Source organism: Massilia phyllosphaerae (genome assembly GCF_034659755.1).
In the GTDB taxonomy this organism is placed as follows: Bacteria; Pseudomonadota; Gammaproteobacteria; order Burkholderiales; family Burkholderiaceae_D; genus Telluria; species Telluria phyllosphaerae.
This window is the reverse complement of sequence record NZ_JAXSQX010000004.1, coordinates 637,464-656,139: the sequence shown is the minus strand read 5'-3', so window position 1 is coordinate 656,139 and position 18,676 is coordinate 637,464. Positions and strand designations below refer to the sequence as shown.

Sequence of the window (18,676 nt, the reverse complement as noted above, 5' to 3'; positions counted from 1 at the left end):
TTGGTTATCTAAACGGTATGAACGCTTACATCTTGTCCGGCGCCGAGACGCCGATCAGGGCCAGGCCGTTGCGCAGCACCTGGCGCGTCGCCGTCGCCAGCGCCAGGCGCGCCAGCTTGAGCGCCTCGTCGTCGTCGAGCAGCCACTTGTGCGCGAAGTAGTAGCTGTGCAGTTCGCCGGCCAGTTCGCGCAGGTAGAACGCGACCTGGTGCGGACCGAGTTCGCTCTGGGCGCGCTGCAGCATTTCCGGATACGCGGCCAGCTTGGCCAGCAGGCCCGCTTCGTGCGGCTGGGTCAGCGGCGACAGGTCGACATTCGCCAGCGAAGCCACGTCGCCGCCCCAGTTGGCCAGCGCCGAGCAGATGCGCGCATGGGCGTACTGCACGTAGTAGACCGGATTTTCATCGTTGGTCGCCAGCGCCACGTCGACGTCGAACACGAATTCGGTGTCGGCCTTGCGCGAGATCAGGAAGAAGCGCACGGCGTCGCGGCCGCGCGTCACGTCGCCGTTGCCCGACCATTCGATCAGGTCGCGCACCGTGACGTAGGAACCGGCGCGTTTCGAGATCTTGACCTCTTCGCCGTTCTTCATGACGGTGACCATCTTGTGCAGGACGTAGTCGGGGTAGCCCTTCGGGATGCCGATGTTCACCGCCTGAAGGCCGGCGCGCACGCGCGCGATGGTGCCGTGGTGGTCGCTGCCCTGGATGTTGATGGCCTGGTCGAAGCCGCGCTTGAACTTCTGGATGTGGTAGGCCACGTCCGGCACGAAGTACGTGTAGGTGCCGTCGGACTTGCGCATCACGCGGTCCTTGTCGTCGCCGTAGTCGGTGGTCTTCAGCCACAGCGCGCCGTCCTGCTCGTAGGTGACGCCGGCGTCGACCAGCGCCTGCACGGCGGCCGCCACCTTGCCGTCGGCGTACAGCGACGATTCCAGGTAATAGTTGTCGAACTTGACACCGAAGGCCTGCAAGTCCTGGTCCTGCTCGTTGCGCAGGTAGGCGACGGCGAAGCGGCGGATCGACTCGATGTCGTCGACGTCGCCGGAACCGGTGGCCGGTTCGCCATCGCTGGCGGACACGGTTTTCTGCGCCATGAAGTCGGCGGCGATGTCGGCGATGTAGTCGCCGTTGTAGGCCGACTCCGGCCATTCGGCGTCGCCCGGCTTGAAGCCGCGGGCGCGTGCCTGTACCGAGTTGGCCAGGGTCGCGATCTGGACGCCGGCGTCGTTGTAGTAGAACTCGCGCGTGACCTGGTGGCCCTGCGATTCGAACAGGGACGAGAGGGCGTCGCCCAGCGCGGCCTGGCGGCCGTGGCCGACGTGCAGCGGGCCGGTCGGGTTGGCCGACACGAATTCGATGATCGCGTGGTGGCCGGCGCCCGAGGTGCCGCGGCCATAGTGCTCGCCCTGCTGCAGGATGGTGCGCGCCACCGACTGCTTGGCGGAGGCCGCCAGGCGCAGGTTGATGAAGCCCGGACCGGCGACGTCGGCCGACTCGACCAGGCCGGCGGCGTTCGGATCGGCCAGCAGGGTGGCGACCAGGCGGGTGGCCAGTTCGCGCGGATTCGTCTTCAGCGGCTTGGCCAGCTGCATGGCGATGTTGCAGGCGATATCGCCGTGGCTGGGATCGCGCGGACGCTCCAACACAATATTGGGCGTCAGTTCGGTGCCGGCGACGATCGGTGCCAGCGCGGCCTGGAACAGGGCGGCGATATCTTGTTTTTGTTGGGCGAGCATGGGCTGTGGTGAGAAAGTGGACAAACAGCAGTCATTATACTGGTTTGACGCAACGCGGAATATGTTCCCCGGCTTGCCCCACGGCTTCATAAAGGCATATTTAAGCCTGCGCAACGCCGACCCGCTACAATGTGCGCCTTTACGCATTGATCGATTGCCATGACCGAAAAGCGCCCGACGCTCACCCTCAAACCCAAGGCCCAGGCCGCGAAGCCCGCCAAGCCGGCCAAGCCCGCAGGCGGCCGCCCAGGCCAGCCGCGGCCGGGCAGCGCCCAGGGCCAGGGGAGGGCGCCGGCGGCGCGTCCGGCATCCGCGGAGCGTGCGGGCGAGCCGCGTCCGGCGCCCCAGCGCGCCCCGGCGCCGCAGCCGCGCGCAGTGGAAACTCGCTCGCCGGAAACGCGTCCGGTGGAAAGCCGTCCGGCGCCACGCGCCGACGACACCCGCCTGCGCCACAGCCATGAAGTCAAGAATCCGGTCCAGCTCGATTACCGTCCCGACCTGAAACCCGACTCGCTCGCCTTTGCCCTGCTCGGCGCCGCCAGCAGCCTGGCGCGGGTGCGCACCGGCACCGCGCTACCGCAGGCGCTGGCCGAGGTGTTCCAGGCGTATGACGCTACGGCGCAGGCGCGCGGCGCGATGCAGGACATCGCCTACCGCAGCATGCGCCAGCTGGGCCGCAGCGAAACCCTGCTGCACCTGATGACGACCAAGCCGCCGGAACCGCCGATGCTGGCCGGCCTGCTGTGCGCGGCACTGGCGCTGCTGGATCCGCCGCAGGACGGCGCGCCGCCCTACGAAGCGTTCACCGTGGTCGACCAGGCGGTCGGCGCCGCGGCGGCGCATCCGGATTTCGCCCATGCCAAGGCGATGGTGAATGCCGTGCTGCGCCGTTTCCTGCGCGAGCGCGACGCCTTGACCGCAGCCGCCCTGCGCGAACCGCTGGCGCGCTGGAATTATCCGCAGTGGTGGATCGACTCGGTACGCGGCGCCTATCCGGACGACTGGGAGCAAGTGCTCGCGGCCGGCAACAAGCAGCCGCCGCTGACGCTGCGCGTCAACGTCCGCAAGACGGGCGTCGAGGCCTACCTGGCTACGCTGGCGGCCGCCGGCATGGACGCGCATCAGGTCGGCCCCTCCGCCGTGCGCCTGGCGGTGCCGGTGAACGTGCACCAGATCCCGGGCTTCGACGACGGCCTAGTCTCGGTACAGGATGCCGGCGCCCAGCTGGCGGCGCCGCTGCTCGACCTGCAGGACGGCATGCGCGTGCTCGACGCCTGCGCGGCCCCGGGCGGCAAAAGCGGCCACATCCTCGAATTGGCCGAGGTCGAGCTGACCGCGCTCGACGTCGACGCGCGGCGCCTGGCCCGGGTCGAGCAGAACCTGCAGCGTCTTGGTTTGAGCGCAAATGTGACATCCGGTCCCGCCGAAGAGCGTGGCTGGTGGGACGGACGCCAGTACGATCGCATCCTGGCCGACGTGCCTTGCACCGCCTCCGGTATCGTCCGGCGCCACCCGGATATCCGTTGGTTGCGCAGGAAGAGCGATACCCACCAACTTGCAACACTTTCCACGAAAATACTCGACAATCTTTGGCAGATGCTTCGGCCCGATGGTAAATTGCTGTTCGTGACATGTTCGCTCTGGCCGCAGGAATCGGAAGCGCAGGCCGCCGCCTTTGCGGTGCGCCACGGTGCGGTCCGTCTCGATGCGCCGGGTCAGTTGCTTCCACGAAGCGGTACCGGGCAGGATCATGATGGTCTTTTCTATGCCCTGTTTCAAAAAGTCGGGGCGTAGAGCGCCACACAAGCGCCTATCAGCGCGCTTGACTTCTCCGATAACGCTTTTGTAAGGCCCCTAGTGACTGTACGATTTTTCCGCCTTCTCGCCTGCCAGCTGATGCTGGTATTCGCGTGCGTCACGGCGCAGGCGGCCGACGGGATCGACATCACGCGCGCCGGCATCGAAGCCTCCGACGACGGCTACCGGCTGTCGGCTTCCTACTCCTTCGATCTGACCACCAGCCTGCAGCAGGCGCTGCAGGGGGGCATGCCGGTGTACTTCACCACCGAGATCGAACTGACGCGCCCGCGCTGGTACTGGTACGACGACCGCGCCGTGGCGGCGCGCCGCACGGTGCGCCTCGACTACGACGTGCTGGCCCGGGTCTACCATGTGCTGGTCATCGGCAGCGTGCAGCAGACCTACGACACGCTCGACCAGGCGCTGCTGGCGATCCGGCGCCCGGGGCGCTGGCTGATCGGGCCGAAAGGGGCGCTCAAGCCCGGCGAATCCTATAATGTGACGCTGCGCATGTTCATGGACCGCGATTACCTGGCCAAGCCGTTGCAGGTGGACGCCCTGAACAATTCCGACTGGCGCCTGACCTCGCACAAGAAAACGTTTACCTATCGTGCTGAGTAAAGAACCGCGGTTCTCGACGATGACCAAGGCCCTGAGATATGCCCTCGTGGTCGGCAGTGCGCTGGCCACCATCCTGCTGTTCGTCCTGGCGTCGGCCTCCGACAATACCGGTTTCCTGGCACGTAATTTCTCCTGGCTGGTCGGCCTGAATGCCGCGGTGGCGGGCGTGCTGGCGCTGCTGGTGATCGTCTACCTGGTGCGCCTGTATTCGCGCTACAAGGCCGGCCGCTTCGGCTCGCGCCTGATGGCCAGGCTGGTGCTGCTGTTCGCCGGCATCGGCATCCTGCCCGGACTGGTGATCTTCATGGTCTCCTACCAGTTCGTGTCGCACTCGATCGATTCCTGGTTCGACGTCAAGATCGAGGCCGCGCTCGATTCCGGCCTGAAGCTGGGCCAGGCCGCGCTCGACGAAGCCTTGAGCGATCTCGGCGCTACCGCCGGTACCACCGCCGTCACCCTGGCCGGGCAAAGCGACGACAGCGCCCGCATCGTGCTGATGCGCACCGTCGACGATGGCATGCAGAGCGGCATGCTGCTCTCGAGCGAAGGCAAGCTGCTGGCGTCGGCCGCCGAAGACCGGCGCGCCGACCTGTCCGAAGACATGCCGACCGAGCAGATGCTGAAGCAGGCCGCCATGCCGGGCGGCTATGCGCGCATCGAAGGCAGCATGGACACCGAGTTCCGCGACAGCGGCGCCGAACACAACGGCCTGGACGCCGCCACCAACCGCCGCCTGCGGGTGGTGATCGCGGTGCCCGAGCCGCCCGGGGTGGCGCCGCGCTACCTGCAGCTGCTGCAGTCGGTGCCGGTCAACCTGGCCTCGAACGCCGAGGTGCTGAGCACCGCCTACCGCGAATACCAGGACCGCAAGGTCGGCCGAACCGGCCTGCGCAAGATGTACAAGGGCACGCTGACCCTGACCCTGCTGCTGGCCACCTTCGGCGCCATCGGCACCGCCTTCGTGATCGCCGGTAACCTGGCGCAGCCGCTGCTGGTGCTGGCCGAGGGCACGCGCGCGGTGGCCGAGGGCGACCTGTCGCCGCGGCCGATCGTCGAGACCAAGGACGAACTCGGCACCCTGACGCAATCGTTCAACGCCATGACCGGCCAGCTGTTCGAAGCCAGGTCCGCGGTGGAGCGCAACCGCGCCGCGCTGGAAAGCGCCAAGGCCCACCTGGAATCGGTGCTGGCCAACATGTCGGCCGGCGTGATCGTGCTCGACGCCGACGGCATCGTGGTCAACTCGAACGACGCCGTGCACCGCATCCTGCAGGTCGACATCGCCTCGCTGGCAGGCCAGCCGCTGGATGCGATCGAGGGTCTGGAAAGCTTCGCCGGTGCGGTCTCGCGCGCGTTCTCGGTGCAGAGCGCGGCCCAGAGCGCGGCGCAGAATCCCCATGGCGGCGCCAGCCGGCGCGGACCGCTGCGTTCGCACTGGCAGCAGCAGATCGAGATCCCGCGCCGCGCCGGCAGCGACGACGACCACGACATCACCGTGCTGGCGCGCGGCTCGCGCCTGCCGGTGGGGGTGGGCAGCGGCTACATCGTGGTGTTCGACGACATTTCCGACGTGATTTCGGCGCAGCGCTCGGTGGCCTGGGGCGAGGTCGCGCGGCGCCTGGCGCACGAGATCAAGAATCCGCTGACGCCGATCCAGCTGTCGGCCGAGCGCATGCAGATGAAGCTGGCCGACCGCCTCGATCCGCAGGGCGCCGAGCTGCTCAAAAAGGGCACCGACACCATCGTCAACCAGGTCGATGCCATGAAGCGCATGGTCGACGACTTCCGCGATTACGCCAAGGCACCGCCGGCGGTGCTGTCGCCGCTCGACCTGAACGACCTGATCGCCCAGATCCTGAACCTGTACCTGGCCGAAGACGATTCCGACGTGATCCACACCGCGCTGGCGCCGAAGCTGCCGCACGTGATGGGCGACGCCACCCAGCTGCGCCAGGTGATTCACAACCTGCTGCAGAACGCCCAGGATGCGCTGGCCGACCGCCCGCCGGAGCATGCGCTGCCGCGCATCGACGTGGTTACCGAAGCCATTCACTACGTCGGCGCCGACGGCGGCACCGGCACCGCGGTGCGCCTGGCGATCGTCGACAACGGTCCCGGCTTCGCACCGAAAATCCTGTCGCGCGCGTTCGAACCCTACGTCACCTCGAAGGCGCGCGGTACCGGTCTCGGCCTGCCGATGGTCAAGAAGATCGTCGACGAGCACGGGGGCCGGATCGATGTTGCCAACCGTTCGGATGGATCTGGCGCTTCGGTATCGATTTTGCTGTTAAAGTTAGCTCCAGAGGCGAACTTGGCCGCGAACTTGGCCGATGCCTGAATCGCGCATAGAATCTCGCTGTAATGGAAGCAAAACGCGTGAACGGAACGGGTCAGATCAGGAAGGCAAAATAAGAGATGGCAAACATACTCGTAGTTGACGATGAAATGGGCATTCGCGAGCTGCTCTCGGAAATCCTGGGCGACGAAGGGCACGCGGTCCAGCTGGCGGAAAACGCGCAGCAGGCGCGCCAGGCACGCCAGCAGGGCGCGCCCGATCTGGTGCTGCTCGATATCTGGATGCCGGACACCGACGGCGTGACCCTGCTCAAGGAATGGCAGCGCGACGGCTTGCTCACCATGCCCGTGATCATGATGTCCGGCCACGCCACCATCGATACCGCGGTCGAGGCAACCCGCATCGGCGCCCTGAATTTCCTGGAAAAGCCGATCGCGCTGCAGAAGCTGCTGAAGGCGGTGCAGCAGGGCCTGGCGCGCGGCCAGGAAGTGGCGCGCGCCCCGGCGGTCGCGCCGCGCCCGATAGCGGTCTCGCCGAGCGCCGCGCCGCTGCCGGAAGCGAGCATGCCGCCGCCGCAGATGTACGCGCCGCAGCCGCAGGGCGGCACCATGGGAGCGTCGATGGGCCTGGCGCGCACGCCCGGCAACGGCGAGGCGCACGCGCACGGCTACACGCTGTCCTTCGACCTGCCGCTGCGCGAGGCGCGCGACGCCTTCGAACGCATGTACTTCGAGCACCACCTGGGGCGCGAAGGCGGCTCGATGACGCGCGTCGCCGAAAAAACCGGCCTCGAGCGTACTCACCTGTACCGCAAGCTGAAGCAGCTGGGCGTGGAGCCGGGCAAGCTGGGCAAGAAAAACGCGCAGTAACGCAGCAAGCGCCGTGAGCGATCCTGCTGCAAGCCCGGCGCGCGTCGCCACCACCCTGGTCACGGGGCCGGGCGCGCGGGCGCGCGAGCAGGCCATCCTGACCGAACTGCAGCGCGCCGGCAGCGCCGGCGCTGCGGTGCACCAAGCCATCATCCTGGAGGGCTTGCCCTCCGGCGATTCTCCCCTCGATACCTTCTCGCCAGCCCCGCAACTTGCGCGTATCGCGCCCGGTTGCCTGTGCTGCACCGGCAATCTGGTTTTGCGTGTAACATTGAATCGCATGCTGCGCCAGCGTCCCGAGCGTCTCTTCATCGGGCTTGCGCGCAGCGAGCATCTTGATCAGTTGCGATCGTGGCTGCAAGCCGAGCCATACGATCAGCTGTTGATGCTGACGCCGGATCTTCAAGCGTAGAAAACGGTTCAGTTCAACCATTTCGAATACTTGAAATCGTCTGGTTCAGCCCCACCTCATGGTTGAAGTGAAAACTATTGAGTATGGAATGCCAGCCGTCCGCCGCCGGGCGGCACTTCGCAAATCTGATCGAGTGAGGGAATTATCATGAACATGATCTATAACAGCGAACAGTACAGCGTCGTCGAGTTTGGCGTCGACCATAACCTCGAAGCGCTGCGCTTCGGCGGCTATGAGATTGTCGACAAATCCGGCCGACGCGAAGCATTCATCGGCGGCAAACTTGCGCAATCGTTCCGTCGCGACGTGAACACCCTGATCGCAAGTGAACCGACGATGGAAGAGATCGACGACTTCCTGGGTTCCTACGACACCCTGATGAGCCAGCCTGTCGTACTGCACTGATCTTCCAGCCCCCGGGCCTGTCCTTGCGACCGGCCCGGCCGTTGTCCGTTTCTGCCGTCCGTTTCCGCCGTCTGTTTCATTTCGCACACTCCCCTGTTTTATCGTCCGCGCATGGTAAGCTTGACCCATGTGTCAGCTACTCGCCATGAATTGCAATGTCCCTACCGACATTGTCTTCAGCTTTACAGGCTTTGCCCACCGCGGCGGCCGCACCGATACCCACCATGACGGCTGGGGCATCGCCTTCTTCGAAGGCGCCGGCGTGCGCCATTTCGTCGATCACCAGGCGGCCGTCGCCTCGCCGATCGCCGAGCTGATCAAGCGCTACCCGATCAAGTCCCTGAACGTCGTCGCCCACATCCGCAAGGCTACCCAGGGTCAGGTGGCGCTGGAAAACTGCCATCCCTTCGTGCGCGAGATGTGGGGTCGCTACTGGGTGTTCGCCCATAATGGCGACCTCAAGGAATTCGATCCCGTTCTCGACGGCCCGTTCCGCCCGGTCGGGAACACCGACAGCGAACGCGCTTTCTGCTTCCTGCTGCAACAGCTGCGCGAGCGTTTCGGTAACCAGCATCCGGGATTGCCGGCCTTGCGCGCCGCCATCGCCGACCTGCTTGCGGTGATTGCCCGCCACGGCACCTTCAACATGATGCTGTCCGACGGCACCGCCATGTTCGCGCACTGCTCGACCAAGCTGTGCTACATCGTGCGGCGCTACCCGTTCACCGCCGCCAGCCTGGCCGACGAAGACCTGTCGGTCGACTTTTCGCAGGTGACCACGCCCGACGACCGGGTGGCCATCATCGTCACCACGCCGCTGACCACGAACGAGCAATGGACCGAGTTCGCGCCCGGCGAACTGAAAGTCTTCGTTGACGGTCTGCCGCAAACGTGAACGCCATGACACGTTTTATACAGGAAATTAATTTCGGCTAGTCACTATTAAGGCGGAATGCGGTAAAGTAGCTTCATAGCACTTCGTTGCGTTCCATCAGTGAATCAGAGAGCCGACATGACCGATACCGTGAGCCTGGACCAGGCCGACCTGCCCCTGCGCGTGCGTGACTTTTACCTGGGCCGGCAGCCTGTGCTCGACCGCAACCAGGCGCTGTACGGCTATGAACTGCTGTTCCGCAACGCCGGCCAGGACGAGGGCGCATCTGCTCAGGGGGCACAAACGGGCTTGCCAGCCACCGCCACCGTCATCGCCCACGTCGCCCAGCTCGGCCTGGCGCGCGCCATCGGCGACGCCACCTGCTTCCTGAACGTCGACCGCGACGTCCTGTTCAGCGACATCTTCGCCTTCCTGCCGCGCGAACGCACCGTGCTCGAAATCGTCGCCGCGATGGACCCCGACGAGGCCGTGCTGGCACGCATGCAGGAACTGGCGCGCCACGGCTTCCGCTTCGCGCTGGACGGCGTCGGCGGCGACAGCGCGCGCCTGCAGCGCCTGCTGCCGCTGGCCGCCTTCGTCAAGCTCGACCTGCGCAGCACGCGCCGCGACACCCTGGCGGGACTGGTCTCGCGCCTGCAGGGCCTGGGCAAGACCGTGATCGCCGAAAAAGTCGAGACCCGCGACGAATACCACGTCTGCCTGGACGCCGGCTTCGATTACTTCCAGGGCTTCTATTTCGCGCGGCCGGCGGTGCTCGGCGGCCGCAAGCTGTCGCCGTCGCAGGCGACCGTGGTGTCGCTGATGAACCAGGTCATGTCGGACGTCGACAACGCCGACATCGAACGCGCCGTCAAGAAGGACGTGACGCTGGCCCTGAACCTGCTGCGCCTGGTGAACACGCCGGCCGTCGGCGCCCCGCAGCGCATCGATTCCCTCAGCCAGGCGCTGATCGTGCTGGGCCGCCGCCAGCTGCAGCGCTGGCTACAGATCATGCTGTACGCCGAGCCGGGCAACCGCGGCCATAACCAGACCCCGCTGCTGATGCTGGCCACCACGCGCGGCCGCTTGATGGAACTGCTGGCCAAGCGCCTGCGCCCGGGCCAGCGCTACCCGGGCGACACTGCGTTCACGGTCGGCATCATGTCGCTCATGGACGTGCTGTTCGGTATTCCGATGCAGGATATCCTCGACCAGATCCCGGTCAGCGACGAGATCCGGCTGGCGCTGCTGAAGCGCCAGGATTTCTTCGGCCAGCTGCTGAAGCTGGCCGAGAACATCGAGCAGTCGGATGACGATGTGCTGCCTTCGCTGAAGGAGCTGCAGATTTCGGGTGACGACATGGTCGAGCTGGAGATGTCGGCGTTCCAGTGGAGTGACAGCGTGGTGCGGTACGCAATTTAAACACGGCCTGGAACGTCAGCACGACGGGCAAAAGCCAACGAGGAATAAGCGCACGAGCAGTTCAAGCCGACCAAGCAACTCACCCCGAGTAGGAGCACCATGTCCTCCGTGCTGTTAAGCGTCACCAATCTCGTCAAATCCTACGGCACCCGCCGCGCCGTCGACGGCGTCTCGTTCCGGGTGCATGCCGGCCAGACCGTCGGCCTGCTCGGCCCCAACGGCGCCGGCAAATCCACTACTGTCGCCATGCTGTGCGGCCTGCTGCGGCCCGATGCCGGCGAGATCCTGCTGGACGGCCAGCCGGTTGTCGCCGGCGCCGCCGCCGTCAAGCGCCGCATCGGCATGGTGCCGCAGGACCTGGCGCTGTACGACGATTTGTCGGCGCGCGAAAACCTGCGCCTGTTCGGCGCGCTGTACGGCCTGAAGAGCGGGCCGCTGGCGGCGCGCATCGAGCACGTGCTGGGGCTGGTCAACCTGCAGGACCGCGCGCGCGACAAGCCGGCCACCTTTTCCGGCGGGATGAAGCGGCGCCTGAACATCGCCGCCGCGCTGCTGCACGAACCCGACCTCCTGATCCTCGACGAGCCGACCGTCGGCGTCGATCCGCAGAGCCGCAACGCCATCTTCGACACCCTGGAAGCGCTGCAGGCCCAGGGCCGCGCGCTGATCTATACCAGCCACTACATGGAAGAGGTGAAGCGCCTGGCCGACCACATCGTGATCATCGACCACGGCAAGGTGCTGGCCGACGACACCCCGGCCGCGCTGCACAGGCATCTCCCGGCGCGCGCCGTGCTGCGCGTCGACCTGGCCGAACCGGCCGGCGAGGGCGTGCTGGCGGCGCTGCGCACGCACGCGGGCGTGACCGCGCTGGCGCAGGACAACGCCACGCTCGACATCGCCCTGGTCAACAATACCGACGCCGTGCCGGTGCTGGGCTGGCTGCAGCAGAACGGGCAGCGGCCGCTGCACTTTTCCACCGCGCGCGCCTCGCTCGAAGACATCTTCCTGAACCTCACCGGCCGCACCTTGAGAGATTGAACGAAGGGGACTGGAAATGAACGCCTTTTTCGCCCTGGTCCGCAAGGACCTGATCCTGTACGTGTCCGACCGCCGCGCGCTGCTGATGCACCTGGTGCTGCCGATCGTGATCGCGGCCTTTTTCGGTTCGGTGTTCGGCGGCAGTGCCAAAAACGGCGCGATCGACGTCGCGCTGGTGCAGCAGGACGCAAGCGAAGCCGGACGCCGCATCGGTGCCGGCCTGCAGGCCGATCCCAACCTGCACGTGACGGTCATGGACCGTGCCCAGGCCGAGCAGGCGGTGCGCAAGGGCAGCCAGGCGGTGGCGGTGGTGCTGCCGGCCGGCTTTGCCGAAGCGGCGGGGAGCACGATGTTCACGCCCGGTCCCAAGCCGGTGATGGAACTGCTGTACGACCCGTCGCAGACGGCGGTGCTGGCGATGGTGAAGGGCATGCTGACCCAGCAGGTCATGTCGGTCGTCAGTGCCGAGATGTTCGGCGGGCCGATGGGACGCAAGCTGACCGAACGCAGCCTGCAGCAGCTGGACGCCGGCAGCATCGCCGATCCGGCGCTGCGCGACATGCTGGCGGCGGTGCGCACCTTCCAGGCGCAGCCGCAGCAGACCGGCGCGAATGGCGGGGAAGCCGCGCCGCACGGCCTGTCGATGCCGTTCACCACCCGCGACCAGGGCCTCAGCAACGCGCCGGCGCTGCAGGGCTATAACCCGTATGCCCACGCTTTTTCGGGCATGGGCGTGCAATTCATCCTGTTCATGGGCATGAACATGGGCATCGCCATGCTGGCGGCGCGCCGCGACGGCATCTGGAACCGGCTGCTGGCGGCGCCGGTGTCGCTGGCGCTGGTGGTGCTGGCGCGCGCGGTGTCGGCCACCATCATTGCCTTCTGCCTGCTGTGCATCGTGTTCGCGGTGGCGGTGCTGGCCTTCGGCGTGACGGTCAGCAGCGTGCCGGGTTTCCTCGGCGTCGCCCTGTGCTTCGGCGCGCTGACGGCCGGCTTCGGCCTCCTGATCGCGGCCTTCGGCAAGACGCCGGAAGCGGCGCGCGGCATCGCCATGTTCGCCACCCTGATCATGGTGATGCTGGGCGGCGCCTGGGTGCCGACCTTCGTGTTCCCGGCCTGGGTGCAGCAGGCAACCATGGTCGTGCCGACGCGCTGGGCAATCACAGGCCTGGATGCCGTCACCTGGCGCGGCCTGGGCTTGCCGGAGGCGATGCCGGCGATGGCGGCGCTGCTCGGCTTTGCCGCGCTGTTCATGGCGCTCGCCATATGGCGCTTCCAGAAGGCGCCGGCCTAGAGCGGTGCGCTTAATGCAGCCTGACGTTGGCGACGGTAGGGCCATCCTCGCGCACCGTGATCACGGCATCCTCGAACGACGGCGGCCCGAACTTGCCGCGCGCATCGCGGCTGAAACCGTAGTTTTCGCTCGGGATGCCGATGAAGTTGCGGTCCAGTTCGCCGTTGCCGTTGACGTCCTGGAAGGCCAGTACCGCCCAGTTGCCGGCCGGGACGTCGCGCACCGCGATCGTGTTGTCGCCCTCGTGCGCCGGCGCCGAACCCGAATACAGGCATTGCTTCAGGAAGCGCGCCTGGTCGCACACGGCGACCTTGACGCTGCCCTTGCCGGCGGCGACGCCGGTCACGTGCACCTCGACGGTGGCGGCGGATGCCACGAAGGGCAGGCAGGAAAGAAGGGCGCCGAGCACCGTGTTGCGGAAAGCTGCAATCATAAAAGTGAAATCCTCATGTTATGGTAGGCTGTGATCATATTTTTAACGGAATCCCCGACCGCCATGCTGTGGAATGCCTTCATCGTCGTACTCACCGTCGCTTTCATGGAAGTGTTCTCCATCGTCGCGCATAAGTATGTGATGCATGGCTTCGGCTGGGGCTGGCACCGCTCGCACCACGAGCCGCGCCACGGCTGGTTCGAGAAAAACGACTTGTTCGCGATCGTGTTCGCCGGCGTGGCCATCGCCCTGATCTATGCGGGCAGCATCGGCCACCATCCGCTGGAATGGATCGGCGCCGGCATGACGGCTTACGGCCTGCTGTACTTCGTCGCCCACGACGGCCTGGTGCACCGGCGCTGGCCTTTCCAGTACGTGCCGCGGCGCGGCTACCTGAAGCGCCTGTACCAGGCGCACCGCATGCATCACGCGGTGGCCGGCAAGGACGGCGCGGTGTCCTTCGGTTTCCTGTACGCGCCGCCGGTCGACACCCTCAAGCGCCGGCTGCATGCATTGCATGCGGGCCCCCTGAAGAAGGCGCAGGCTCCGCACCCGGACGGCGCCACAGCTGCGCCGGACGCGGCCCCGTTCGAGCCCAGCGGGAACTGAGCGCCCCCGCGCCGCCCTTCGCCAGCAGCCACAGCTTGGTGGCTTTCGAGGTGCCGGCGCGTTCGTCCCAGGCGCGTGCGCCGCGCCGCTTGACCACGATCCCGATCTCGCGATAGACGTTGCGCGCGCTGGCGATCGCCCAAGCCGAGCGCAGCGGCAGCGCCGCGATGCCGTCCAGCGCCGAATCGTAATACGGCTCCGCATGATCGACCAGGCGCGCCGCCAGCCGCGCCAGCGCCGGGCGATGGCGTTCCAGTGTGATCTCGTCGCGCGGGATGCCGGCCTCGCGCAGCCAGGCGGCCGGCAGGTAGCAGCGGCCGACGCGCGCATCCTCGACGATGTCGCGTGCGATGTTGGTCAGCTGGAAGGCCAGGCCGAGGTCGCAGGCGCGGTCCAGCGTGGCCTCGTCGTGTGCGCCCATGATCGAGGCCATCATCAGGCCGACCACGCCGGCCACGTGGTAGCAGTAGCGCAGCGTGTCCTCGATGGTTTCGTAGCGCATCTCGTCGACGTCCATGGCGAAGCCGGCCAGGTGGTCGTAGGCGTAGCGCGGTGCGATCGCGTGGCGCCGGGCGACGTCTTGGAAGGCGGCAAAGGCGCGGTCTTCCATCGGTTCGCCGGCATAGGCGCGGCGGGTCTGCTCGCGCAGCAGCTCGAGTTGGCGCCGGGCTTCCTGCGGCGTCTGCGCGACGGCAGCACTATTGATGCCCAGCTCCTGGCCGTCGACCACGTCGTCGCAATGGCGGCACCATGCATACAGCATCAGCACGCCGCGCCGGGTTTCCGGGTCGAACAGTTTTGCGGCCGCGGCAAAGCTCTTGGAGCCGACCTCGATGGTCTGGGTGGCGTGATCCAGTAAAGCTTCGCTCATGCGTGCACACCCTCCAGCATCAGCCCCGCAGTCGCCTTGGCCGAACCGATCACGCCCGGCACGCCCGCGCCCGGATGGGTGCCGGCGCCGACCAGGTACAGGTTCGGCAGGTCGGCATCGCGGTTATGCGGGCGGAACCAGGCGCTTTGCGTGAGGATCGGCTCCAGCGAGAACGCCGAGCCCAGGTGCGCGTTGAGCTGGTCGCGGAAGTCGAACGGGGTGAAGATGCGGCTGGTGACCAGCTGGCTGCGCAGGCCCGGCATGTAGCGCTGTTCCAGGTAGTCGAAGATGCGTTCGCGGTACAGCGGCCCCTCGACTTCCCAGTCGATCGGCGCATTGCCCAGGTGCGGCACCGGCGCCAGCACGTAGTGGCTGCCGCAGCCGGGCGGCGCCAGCGACGGGTCGGTGACGCAGGGCGCGTGCAGGTACAGCGAAAAATCGTCGGCCAGGGCTTCGCCGTTGAAGATGTCCTTGATCAGCTCGCGGTAGCGCGGCCCGAAGCACACGGTGTGGTGCTGCAGCTGGCTGTGATGGTGATCGAGCCCGAAGTACAACACGAACAGCGAATTGCTGAAGCGCTTCTTGCCCAGTGCCGCACCCTCGGCCACGCCGCGCGGGTGCTGGCCCAGCAGCGCTTCGTAGGTGTGGACCACGTCGGCATTCGACGCCACCGCGTCGGCGGCGAACACGCGCCCGTCCTGCAGGCGCACGCCGCTGGCGCGGCCGCCGCTGGTCTCGATCGCGGCCACCGGCGCATTCAGTTCGATCCGGCCGCCGATGTCGGTGAACAGCTTGACCATGCCCTTCACCAGCGCCCCGGTGCCGCCGCGCGGGAACCACACGCCCCATTTGCGCTCGAGCGCATGGATCAGCGTGTAGATCGAGGAGGTGGCGAACGGATTGCCGCCCACCAGCAGCGAGTGGAAGGAAAACGCCTGGCGCAACTGCTCGTCCTGGATGAAGCTCGACACCATGCCGTACACGCTGCGCCAGGCCTGCAGGCGCGCCAGCTGCGGGCCGGCCGCGATCATGTCGCGGAACGAGAGGAAGGGCACGGCGCCCAGCTTGAGGTAGCCTTCCTCGAACACGGCCTTCGAGTACGCCAGGAAGCGCTGGTAGCCGGCGACGTCGGCCGGGTTGCGCGCGTGGATCTGGCGGTCCAGCGCCTCCTGGTCGTTGACGTAGTCAAAGTGGCGTCCGTCTTCCCAGCACAGGCGGTAGAAGGGCGAGACCGGCAGCATCTCGACGTAGTCGCTCATGCGCTTGCCGGCGGCGGCGAACAGTTCTTCCAGTGCCGACGGGTCGGTGATGACGGTGGGGCCGGCGTCGAAGGTGAATCCCTGGTCTTCGTAGACATAGGCGCGGCCGCCCGGCTTGTCGCGTTTTTCGAGCAAGGTGGTTTGCACGCCCTGGGCTTGCAGGCGGATGGCCAGTGCCAGGCCGCCGAAACCGGCGCCCACGACCACGGCGGTCTTCGATGCGTTCATGCGGGAGTCCTGATCTGGTGAGGGTGAGTCTTGCGTGCCGCGGACAGCGCCTGCAGCACGGGTACGGGAGGTTTGCCGCTCAGGATGCGCGCCTTGTCGGCCAGGGTCAGGCGCCCGGCATAGAAGTGCGCGATCAGCGGAGCGGGCAACTGGTAGAACTTCTGCATCACGCGCCAGCGCGCATCCGGGCTGCCGGCCAGGAACAGCATGCGGTTGAGCAGGCGGAAAAAGCCCTGCTTGTGCCACGCGGCGCTGGCCTCGGCGCGGATGGCCGCGAACAGCGCCGGCGCGTCGAGCGAGGGCAGGGTGGCGATGGCATCGGCCAGGCGCACCGCATGCGGCAGCGAATAGCCGGTGGTGAAATGGAACAGGCCGGCGCGCAGGCCGGCGCAGGGCTGGTCGTCCTGCCGGTCCCAGAAGCGTTCGATATCGCCGGCCAGCACGATCGGCAGCGCGCCCTGTTCTTCGCGCAGCACCGCGTCGACCTGCCAGCCGCGCGCCTGCACATAGGCCGCGATGTTGGCGCGCAGCTGTGCGGGGTCGCGGCCGGCATCGTCGATGTAGTGGGTATCCTCGACCAGCAGCCGGTCCGGCCCGAAGGGCAGCACATAGACGAAGCGGTAGCCGCCCTGCTGGGCCACGCCGGCATCCATGATGATGGGCGAGGTGAGGCCGTGCGGCGCCTTCAGCTGCAGCTCCTGCCCGAGGAAGGTCTGGTAGCCCAGCGCCAGGTCGGGCGTCGGGGCCGGGCCGCGGCCGTCGATCACGGCGCGCGCATGCAGGACTTCACCGTCGGCCAGTTCGACCCGGGTCGGGTGCACCCGGGCGACGCGCACGCCGGTGCGCAGGCACTCACCCAGCGCCGGCGCCAGCACGCGCGCGAAATCGTCGGACAGGATGCTGCAGTAACCGCCTTCGAGCGTGCGCGTCAGGTCCGGGAAAATCACCTGGTAGCCGGGCCAGCGCCACGACACCAGCGGCGCGATCCAGGCGCGCTCGGCGGCGCTCAGGTCGCTGGCGTGGAAGGACCAGGTGTGGTTGCCGCCGAGGTGCGTCTCCTGTTCCAGCAGCAGGATGCGCAGCTCGGGGCGCCGGGTGCGCAGGCGCCAGGCGATCAGGCCGTTGGCCAGGCCGCCGCCGGCCAGGATCAGGTCGTAGGTGGGTGTGCTCATGCCGGGGCCGAGTCTGCGTGGACAGGATGCGGCGCCTGCCCCAGGCCGAGCGCGGATTCGACGATGTCGGCCGCGCGCGCGGTACCGCCGGCACGCGCCACGCTGGCCGCCAGCGGCGCCAGGTGCTGCTTGAACGACGGCTCGGCGAGCAGGCGCTGCAAATGCCTGGACAGAGTGCCGGCGCCCGTAAAGCGCGCCGAGGCCTGGATGCCGATGCCGGCATGGCGCACGCGCGCGGCGCCACCCGGGTGGTCGAAGGCGATCGGCAGCGCCAGCATTGGCGTCTGCGCCGCGATCGCATCCATGATCGTGTTCCAGCCGGCGTGCGAGATCACGGCGTCTGCCCGTTCGAGCGCGGCCAGTTGCGGCGCAAACGCGACCACCCAGTCGGCGCCGGCGCGTTCCAGTGCGCGTTCCTGCGCCGCATCCAGCGCGCCGCAATGGGCGAGCAGCAGCTGCACGTCGGCCTGCCTGCAGGCCTTGGCGATGCGCTTGAACAGATCGATGCGGCCGCCCTGCATGGTGCCGAGCGAGGCGAACACGAAGGGGCGGTCGGCGGCGATGGCGGGCAGGGGAGTCAGCGCCGCGCCGGCGATGGTGGCGCCGGTCTTATGCAGTGGCCGTAGCGGCCCCACGTGATGGAAGTGCGGTGGCAGTCCCTTGCGCGGGAATTCGAACTCGGCCACGGTCTGGCTGACCTGGGCCAGCGGCGACAGGCATTCGTGCAGCATGCCGCGCGCCGGAATGCCGAGCCGGCGCGCCTGCGCCTCGATCGCGCGCCGGTGCGGCCCCATCATCCAGTCGTAGACCCGGGTGCTGCCCTCGACCATCTTTAACGAACGTTCGTCGGTACCGTAGCCGAAGGGCATGACCGGCAGCGGCACGCCCGGCTCGCGGTTGACCGGCAGCGCGCAGGCGACCGACACGAACGGGAGACCGAGCGCTTCCGCCACCATGCCGCCGGCCGCTTCCATCTGGTCGGCCAGGATCGCATCGATGCCGAGTTCTTCGATGGCGGCGGGCAGGGTCTCGCACAGCATCGTGGTCGAGTGCGCCATGTCGTCGATCACGCGGCGCAGGCCCAGCGGGCTGCCGGGATTGGCGGCCAGGCGCAGCGATGCCGCCAGCGTGCCGGCCGGGTGCGAATCGAGGCCGACCGCGTGGAACGCCAGGCGCGGGTCGCGCACGTAGGCGGCGGCGTCGGGACGATGGAGGAAGGTGACGCGGTGGCCACGCTCGGCCAGGGCGCCGGCGAGCGCGCCCAGCGTCGTGAAATGGCTCAGGAACGCAGGGCCGACCACACCGAAGTGTGCCATACGGTGTCCTCGTGGC

At 67.4% G+C, this 18,676-nt stretch carries 17 protein-coding genes; 11 read left to right on the top strand and 6 right to left on the bottom strand.

The features are described from left to right. Positions 1-25: 25 nt before the first annotated feature. Positions 26-1,738, bottom strand: a complete 1,713-nt coding sequence (gene argS, locus U1H99_RS18755; protein WP_323143218.1) for an arginine--tRNA ligase — start codon at positions 1,736-1,738, stop codon at positions 26-28. Between the two features lie 159 nt (positions 1,739-1,897). Here argS and rsmB point away from each other — a divergent pair, with 159 nt between their 5' ends. The 10 genes from rsmB to U1H99_RS18705 all read left to right on the top strand — a co-directional run bounded on the left by rsmB (position 1,898) and on the right by U1H99_RS18705 (position 12,772). Then, entirely contained in the window at positions 1,898-3,532 is a 1,635-nt protein-coding gene (gene rsmB, locus U1H99_RS18750; RefSeq protein ID WP_323143217.1) for a 16S rRNA (cytosine(967)-C(5))-methyltransferase RsmB, read from the top strand. Between the two features lie 63 nt (positions 3,533-3,595). Then, positions 3,596-4,159 carry a DUF4390 domain-containing protein gene (locus U1H99_RS18745; RefSeq protein WP_323143216.1) on the top strand — a complete coding sequence of 188 codons (564 nt, stop codon included), beginning with the start codon at positions 3,596-3,598 and terminating at the stop codon, positions 4,157-4,159. A gap of 19 nt (positions 4,160-4,178) precedes the next feature. After that, positions 4,179-6,497, top strand: coding sequence for a sensor histidine kinase (locus U1H99_RS18740; RefSeq protein WP_323143279.1), 2,319 nt, complete (start codon positions 4,179-4,181; stop codon positions 6,495-6,497). Between the two features lie 77 nt (positions 6,498-6,574). Further along, entirely contained in the window at positions 6,575-7,324 is a 750-nt protein-coding gene (locus tag U1H99_RS18735; protein ID WP_323143215.1) for a response regulator, read from the top strand. Positions 7,325-7,337: 13 nt separating this feature from the next. Next, positions 7,338-7,736 carry a GTPase gene (locus U1H99_RS18730; protein ID WP_323143214.1) on the top strand — a complete coding sequence of 133 codons (399 nt, stop codon included), beginning with the start codon at positions 7,338-7,340 and terminating at the stop codon, positions 7,734-7,736. A gap of 147 nt (positions 7,737-7,883) precedes the next feature. Beyond that, positions 7,884-8,141, top strand: coding sequence for a BTH_I0359 family protein (locus U1H99_RS18725; RefSeq protein WP_141838839.1), 258 nt, complete (start codon positions 7,884-7,886; stop codon positions 8,139-8,141). A gap of 127 nt (positions 8,142-8,268) precedes the next feature. After that, positions 8,269-9,036 carry a class II glutamine amidotransferase gene (locus U1H99_RS18720; protein ID WP_323143213.1) on the top strand — a complete coding sequence of 256 codons (768 nt, stop codon included), beginning with the start codon at positions 8,269-8,271 and terminating at the stop codon, positions 9,034-9,036. A 117-nt stretch (positions 9,037-9,153) separates the two neighbouring features. Then, positions 9,154-10,437 (top strand): EAL and HDOD domain-containing protein, encoded by a 1,284-nt coding sequence (locus tag U1H99_RS18715; protein ID WP_323143212.1) that lies wholly within the window; start codon positions 9,154-9,156, stop codon positions 10,435-10,437. 99 nt (positions 10,438-10,536) lie between these two features. After that, a complete protein-coding gene (locus U1H99_RS18710) occupies positions 10,537-11,478 on the top strand; it encodes an ABC transporter ATP-binding protein (RefSeq protein ID WP_323143211.1) in 942 nt (313 codons plus the stop codon). 16 nt (positions 11,479-11,494) lie between these two features. Then, positions 11,495-12,772, top strand: coding sequence for an ABC transporter permease (locus tag U1H99_RS18705; RefSeq protein ID WP_323143210.1), 1,278 nt, complete (start codon positions 11,495-11,497; stop codon positions 12,770-12,772). Between the two features lie 10 nt (positions 12,773-12,782). On the opposite strand, the gene U1H99_RS18700 is transcribed toward U1H99_RS18705, so the two are convergent. Continuing rightward, positions 12,783-13,205: a DUF2141 domain-containing protein gene (locus U1H99_RS18700; protein WP_323143209.1), complete on the bottom strand. Its 423-nt coding sequence runs from the start codon at positions 13,203-13,205 to the stop codon at positions 12,783-12,785. Between the two features lie 63 nt (positions 13,206-13,268). On the opposite strand from U1H99_RS18700, the gene U1H99_RS18695 reads away from it, so the two are divergent. Then, positions 13,269-13,814 (top strand): sterol desaturase family protein, encoded by a 546-nt coding sequence (locus U1H99_RS18695; RefSeq protein ID WP_323143208.1) that lies wholly within the window; start codon positions 13,269-13,271, stop codon positions 13,812-13,814. On the opposite strand, the gene crtB is transcribed toward U1H99_RS18695, so the two are convergent. From crtB to U1H99_RS18675, 4 genes are read right to left on the bottom strand one after another with little or no spacing between them, the layout of a single operon-like run. Beyond that, entirely contained in the window at positions 13,699-14,685 is a 987-nt protein-coding gene (gene crtB / locus U1H99_RS18690) for a 15-cis-phytoene synthase CrtB (RefSeq protein WP_323143207.1), read from the bottom strand. The two genes, U1H99_RS18695 and crtB, sit on opposite strands and share 116 nt — an antisense overlap. Beyond that, positions 14,682-16,172, bottom strand: a complete 1,491-nt coding sequence (locus U1H99_RS18685; protein WP_323143206.1) for a phytoene desaturase — start codon at positions 16,170-16,172, stop codon at positions 14,682-14,684. The genes crtB and U1H99_RS18685 overlap by 4 nt, the downstream gene beginning before the upstream one ends. After that, positions 16,169-17,344 (bottom strand): lycopene beta-cyclase CrtY, encoded by a 1,176-nt coding sequence (crtY, locus tag U1H99_RS18680; RefSeq protein WP_323143205.1) that lies wholly within the window; start codon positions 17,342-17,344, stop codon positions 16,169-16,171. Before crtY ends, U1H99_RS18685 begins: the two co-directional genes overlap by 4 nt. Then, on the bottom strand, positions 17,341-18,660 hold the full coding sequence (locus U1H99_RS18675) for a glycosyltransferase (protein ID WP_323143204.1): 1,320 nt from the start codon (positions 18,658-18,660) through the stop codon (positions 17,341-17,343). The genes crtY and U1H99_RS18675 overlap by 4 nt, the downstream gene beginning before the upstream one ends. Positions 18,661-18,676: the final 16 nt, after the last annotated feature.